General features: G+C 71.3%; 7 protein-coding genes. 3 read left to right on the top strand and 4 right to left on the bottom strand.

Annotated features, from left to right (window positions below; all coding sequences use genetic code 11):
* Positions 1-1,088: epoxide hydrolase family protein (locus D455_RS0103580; protein ID WP_017569399.1), on the top strand; the 1,088-nt coding region annotated here is incomplete at its 5' end.
* Positions 1,089-1,158: 70 nt separating this feature from the next.
* On the opposite strand, the gene D455_RS0103575 is transcribed toward D455_RS0103580, so the two are convergent.
* Positions 1,159-1,347, bottom strand: a complete 189-nt coding sequence (locus tag D455_RS0103575; RefSeq protein WP_017569398.1) for a DUF397 domain-containing protein — start codon at positions 1,345-1,347, stop codon at positions 1,159-1,161.
* A 29-nt stretch (positions 1,348-1,376) separates the two neighbouring features.
* Positions 1,377-2,237 (bottom strand): helix-turn-helix domain-containing protein, encoded by an 861-nt coding sequence (locus tag D455_RS29075; protein WP_040684378.1) that lies wholly within the window; start codon positions 2,235-2,237, stop codon positions 1,377-1,379.
* Positions 2,238-2,557: 320 nt separating this feature from the next.
* Between D455_RS29075 and D455_RS0103565 the strand changes: the two genes are divergently transcribed.
* Both D455_RS0103565 and D455_RS29070 read left to right on the top strand, forming a co-directional pair.
* Complete coding sequence (locus D455_RS0103565) at positions 2,558-2,986, top strand: ATP-binding protein (RefSeq protein ID WP_017569396.1); 429 nt, start codon at positions 2,558-2,560, stop codon at positions 2,984-2,986.
* 138 nt (positions 2,987-3,124) lie between these two features.
* Positions 3,125-3,673, top strand: coding sequence for a hypothetical protein (locus tag D455_RS29070; RefSeq protein ID WP_017569395.1), 549 nt, complete (start codon positions 3,125-3,127; stop codon positions 3,671-3,673).
* Between the two features lie 56 nt (positions 3,674-3,729).
* Here D455_RS29070 and D455_RS29065 read toward each other — a convergent pair whose 3' ends face one another.
* Positions 3,730-4,839 (bottom strand): nucleoside hydrolase, encoded by a 1,110-nt coding sequence (locus D455_RS29065; RefSeq protein WP_083922122.1) that lies wholly within the window; start codon positions 4,837-4,839, stop codon positions 3,730-3,732.
* Between the two features lie 6 nt (positions 4,840-4,845).
* Positions 4,846-5,622 (bottom strand): amidase family protein (locus D455_RS29060; protein WP_017569393.1); only part of this gene is annotated, 777 nt, incomplete at its 5' end.

Below are 5,622 nucleotides of genomic sequence, written 5' to 3'. Positions count from 1 at the left end.
CGGCGCGGCTGCCGGAGGCCGAGACGGTCCGTCGCGCCGAGCCCGGTCCCCGACGGTGGGACCAGGGTGTTCCCCTCGCCGACCTCGTCGACGTCGTGGACCACTGGCGCACCGGGTACGACTGGCGGTCGTTCGAGGAGCGCCTCAACCGCATCGGCCAGTTCCGCGCGACCATCGACGGTCTGGGAATCCACTTCCTGCACCGCCGGTCCCCGCGCGCGGACGCCACTCCCCTCGTCCTGACGCACGGCTGGCCGGGCAGCGTCGCCGAGTTCGTCGACGTGGTGGACGAGCTGGCGGATCCGGAGGACGCGGACGCGCCGGCGTTCCACGTCGTGGCCCCGTCGCTGCCGGGCTTCGGTTACAGCGACAAGCCGGTCGCCACCGGGTGGGGAACGGAGAGGATCGCGGCCGCGTGGGTGGAGCTGATGGGAAGGCTCGGCTACGGCGGGTTCCTGGCCCACGGCGGGGACTGGGGAGGCAACATCACCACGGTTCTCGGCGGCAGGTTCCCGGAGCGCGTCCTCGGCATCCACACGACGTTCGCGGAGGCGCCGCCCGGGTTGTCGACGGACGGGCTGACGGCGGTCGAGCGCGGGTGGACCGAGGAGACCCGCGATTTCTGGCGCCACCGCGCGGCGTACGCGAAGCAGCAGGCGACCCGGCCGCAGACCATCGGGTACTCGCTCGTCGACTCACCGGTCGGACTGCTCGCCTGGATCCTCGACAAGTTCGCCGAGTGGTCGGACACCGAGGACAGCCCGTTCGAGACGATCTCCAGGGACAGGGTCCTCGACAACGTCACCCTGTACTGGCTGACGCGGAGCGGCGCGTCGTCGGCCCGGATCTACTACGAGAGCCACGACTCGCTCGATCCCGAGCTCCGGGTCGATGTTCCGTCGGCGATCACCACGTATCCCCGCGACATCGAGAAGTATCCGCGCCCCTGGTCGCAGGAGCGGTACCGGCAGATCGTCCGGTGGAGGGAGCCCGAGAAGGGGGGCCACTTCCCGTCGCTGGAGGTTCCCGGGTACTTCGTCAGGGACCTGCGAGAGGGCCTCGCGGCGGTGCTGGCCGCACATCGGTGAACGGTGAACGCGGCCCGGTGAGCGAGTGACGCGCGGGGTACCCCGGCACTGTCCGGAGTACCCAGCACGGCTACGGCTGGCGCGTTTTGAGGGTGTTGAGGAGGCTGGTCCACTCGGGGGTGGTGAAGGTGAGGTGACCGAGTTCGCGGTTCTGGGTGTCGCGCACCAGGACGCTCTTTCCCTCCGCGACCTCCACGCACTCGCCACCGTTGGTGCTGTAGCTGCTCTTGTGCCAGGTGTGGTGGTGTGGCGCGGTCATTCCCGTGCCTCCTCTTCTCCGAGGTGGGCCTACTGTTCGTCGTTCAGGAGCCCACGCATGAAGAGGATCGACTCATCGGGTTTGAGTGCCTTGCCCAGCAGGCTCCCGAACATCAGGGTATACCGGCGCACCTCTTCGGGATTCTCCGGAACCAGCCCGCTACCGGCCTGTTCGAGGTAGACCAGGTCCGGGTCGGCCTGCTCGGGGAACTCCAGGAGATAGAACGGCCCGTCCATCCCGGCATGGGCTCCGTGTGGGAACGGTACGACGCGGATGGTCACGTTCGGCCGGTCGGCGAGTTCCACGAGGTGCCAGAGTTGCTCTTGCATGGTCTCGGGGCCGCCGACCTGACGCCGAAGTACCGCCTCATCCAGCACGGCGACCACGTGAAGTGGCTCGTCGGTGCGGGTGATGAGTTCTTGGCGGGACATGCGCACCAGGACCTTCTCGTCAATCAGGTCAGGTGCGGAAGTGATGGCGGTCTGCTCGGTCACCGCACGGGCGTAGGCCTCGGTCTGGAGGATCCCCGGGACCACGATGGTTTGGAAGGTGCGGACGACGGAGGCGGCGGCCTCCAAGCCGATATAGCTGTCGAACCCGGGTTTGAGGGCCTGTCGATGGCGATGCCACCAGCCGCGTTTGCGGGCGTGCTTCGCCATCTCGACGAGTTCTTCGCGTTCCGCCCCATGCACCCCGTACACATCGAGCAGAATGGCCACGTCCCCTGGCTTTGGCCTGGTCATGCCCGTCTCGTATCTCCACAGGGTGCTGTCGGTGATGCCGATGCGTTCGGCGACTTCGGCACGGGAGAGTCCTGACCCGCTTCGAAGCCTGGACAGCTCCGCCATCAGGCGTCGTTGGCGCGCGGTCGGGCTCGGGCGTGCGGCCATGCTGCACCTCCTGGTTCCACGTGAACCGTATCACATTGCATCATTCACTAGTGCAATCGTACATACTGGACTACTTCTTTCTGAACTATTGCAGTTTTAGATCTGGCGGTCCATCCTGGTGAAGGATCCAGCCGATCAGGTTGGGTTCCAGCGCCGAGCGGGTGTGTGCCCAGGCCACCTCGCGCGCGACTCGGTTCACTTCTGGCACTTGGAGGAGCACGATGGATGGCTTTGGCGTACCGCGACCGAGGCGGACCGTAGAGCAGAGCTGGCGCGACGAGGGCAGCGGGCTGCCGCGTCGCGGGAAGGCGGGAACCGGCGTGCGCACGGCGTTCTTCGGTTCCCAGCCCGAGCAGGTGGCGCAGGTTCGTAGCTGGTGCCAGAGGGGTGCGCGTGTTCCCGCCTACCGGACCTTCCCGCTCCTGCTCGTGGCCAGCGAACTGGTGACCAACGCCTGGCTGCACACCGCGTCCGGCGGCAGGGACGGCCGCGTCAAGATCCAGATGTGGCACCTGTCCGACCACGTTCTGAGCCTGGCGGTCACCGACGACGGGCCGCGCCCGGGGCAGACCTCCTGCCTCCCGCGACTGTCACCCGAGGACGACCCGCTGGCGACCTGCGGCCGGGGCCTGCACCTGGTCGACCGCCTGAGTGTGGAGTGGGGCTGGCGGGGCGAACCCGGAGGGCCGTTGACGGTGTGGGCGCACATCGACCCCTACGCGCCAGTCCTCGACACCGTCGAGGCCTGAAACAACACAGGCGGGAAGCGCAGCCCCACCGGGCCAATGACACCCGCCCGAGCACAACAGAAAACAAGGCGCCCCGACCGGTGCGCGAACACCGGGCCGGGGCTCGATCCACCACCTGAGGCAACCAGGAGGAAGACCGTGGAACACCCTATCGGCCGACACCGCAGGCCCCGCCAGAGTCTGGCCGGGCGCGTGTGGGCCCTGACCGCCACCATCCTGGCCATCGCGTTGGCCCACGTGTTCGTCCCCCAACACCCCAGGCGCGAGAGGGCCGCGATCACGCCGCCGCCCCGGCGCCCGGAACTGCCGCCCACGCCCGCGCCGACGTCAGCCAACCGGCATCCCGCACCGCGCGCCCCGCGCCGGGAGCGCGACGACCGCACGCGAACGCCCCACGCACGGCCCCGAACCGAAGTCTCCGCCCCTCGTTCCGAGCCCGACCGGGACGCGGGCGCCCTGGTCCGCCCCTACATGCCCCCGCACCCGAGGGTTCCGGTCGGTGACCTGCTGGCCGCCTCCCCAGCCCCGCCCGTCCCGGAACAGGCCGACGACATGGGTGACCTGACCGCCGCCATCCGCCTCTACCTCGACCGGCTCGGGGATCCCCGTGACCGGCACCGGCACCCGTACCCCCGTCCACGCCCGCGCCCAGGCGCGCGGCGGCATGGCGAACTGACCGGAGTCTGAGCCAGCGACGACTGCGGGCGGCACCCGCCGGGTGCCGCGCCGTGGAAAGCCGCCGTCTACCGGGGGCCGACCCCGGATCCCCACCCGCTCCGGTTCTCCCCGGGGCGGGCGGGCCCGGGAGGCGTTTCGGCTTCCGTGCGGGAGAGCGCGCCCTCCAACCACCGGAGGAAGGGCGCGTACCTGGCCGAGGAGCTCAGCCACACCTCGGCGCCTCGCTCGCTCCGCGACATGCGCCCCAGATCGTCGAGCGCGACGCGTCTCAGGCTGAGACTGACGTGGGGCATGCGCAGCGCGGTCGTGAGGGCCAGGGCGTCGTGCTGGATGCTGCCGGGGTGGAACGCCTCGAACCACAGGTCGAGGTGGTGGCGCAGCAGCCCCCGCCAGCCGCCGTCTCCGTCGGCGAACAGACCGTAGAGGGCGCTGTCGCGCGTCACCTCGATCTCCGGGCGGAAGGTGACGTCGGAGGTGACCAACTGGAAGTCCGTGAGCCTCCCGCGCGCGAGCTCCTCGAACACCGCGTGGGCCGCGTCGGTGTCCATGCGGAAGTTGTGCTCCGCGCGGGACGGGTCCCGGTAGTTCAGGGCGCCGCCCATCTGGGTCACCCGGAGGCGTTCCCGCGCCTCGGGGACCTCCTTGAGGACACGGGCCAGATTGCTGAGGGAACCCATACCCACCCATCGCACGGTCCCCCCGGAGCGCTCCAGGAGGCCGCGGACCGCGGACACCACGTCGCGCGGCTGCTCGGGCACCTCGGAGGGGACGAGGGGACCCTCGCAGAAGTAGCGTGTGCCGCCGACGCCGTGTCCGGCGACGACGGGGACGTCGTCGCGTCCCAGGAGGTCCAGCAGGTGACGGGCCAGGCGGGCCCGCTGGCCGTAGGCGGTGTCGCCGCCCGTCTCGTCGTTGGTCAGGACCAGGGCCAACCCGGGAACGGTCCGGGCCGCGGCCGCCACGGCGATCGCGTCGTCGGGGTCACCGCCGATGTCGGTGTCCAGGACCAACGGGGCCGCCTGTTCACTCTCCGACCACGGTCCGCCCGCACGCGTCCGCCCGGCGGGAATCCCCGGTGCGCTGTCCGGGGGCGTCCGCTCGCCGCGGGCGACGAGGTCCTTCCGCGCGTCGCGCGGTCCGTCCACGGAGCGGTCATCGTCTTCTGGGTACGGCACGGTGGCTCACTCCTGGGTGTCGGGGGCCGGGGTGGTCGACGACCGCCACCCCGGGAGGCGGGTCGTGGATCTCTGGTGGGGCCTGGTCACGCACCCCGAGAGGGGGCCCTCCGGGACGGCCTCGCCGTCCCGGAGGCGCTCGTGGTCGGTGGCGGCGGCGAGGAGCACGCCGTCGCGGTGCGGGGCCGCCACCAGGTGCAGCCCCACCGGCAGGCCCTCGGGGGTGAACCCGGCCGGAACGCTCACCGCCGGGTGGCCGGTGAGGTTGAACAGCCAGGTGAACCCCACGCTCAGCTCGTCGCCCGGCCCCTCGTGGGGGTGGGGCCGGTTCGGCGTGGTCGGGGTGGCCAGCAGGTCGACGGAGCCGAAGAGGTCGTCCAGCGCGGCCCGGTTGCGCCGGTCCGCGTCGCGGTGGGCGTCCCCGTCGCCGTGCTCCCGGCGCGCGGTCCAGCTCGCGGCCGGGTCGGTGAGCTCCAGCGCGGGCTCACGCAGGTCCACCCCGGAGGCGGACGCCCAGGCGCGGAGGGAGCGTTCGGCGACCGCGAGCACCGCCGGGTCCGGCCGGTTGAAGCCCAGGGTGGGAGACCACGCCACCCGCGGCCGGGCGGGTAGCGCCTCGGCGCCGGAGCCCAGCACCACCCGGCGGTACAGGTCGACGTCGCCCACCCGCCGTGTGATCGGACCGCCGACGGTCAGCCCGGCGCGGTCGCGCGCGGGGAGCAGGCCCGTGGTGGGTTTGTAGCCCACGACCCCGCACCAGGCGGCGGGGATCCTGGTGGACCC

Origin of the sequence: Nocardiopsis halotolerans DSM 44410 (genome assembly GCF_000341065.1) — a bacterium.
Taxonomy (GTDB): Bacteria; Actinomycetota; Actinomycetes; order Streptosporangiales; family Streptosporangiaceae; genus Nocardiopsis; species Nocardiopsis halotolerans.
This window is presented reverse-complemented; position numbering and strand designations above follow the sequence as displayed.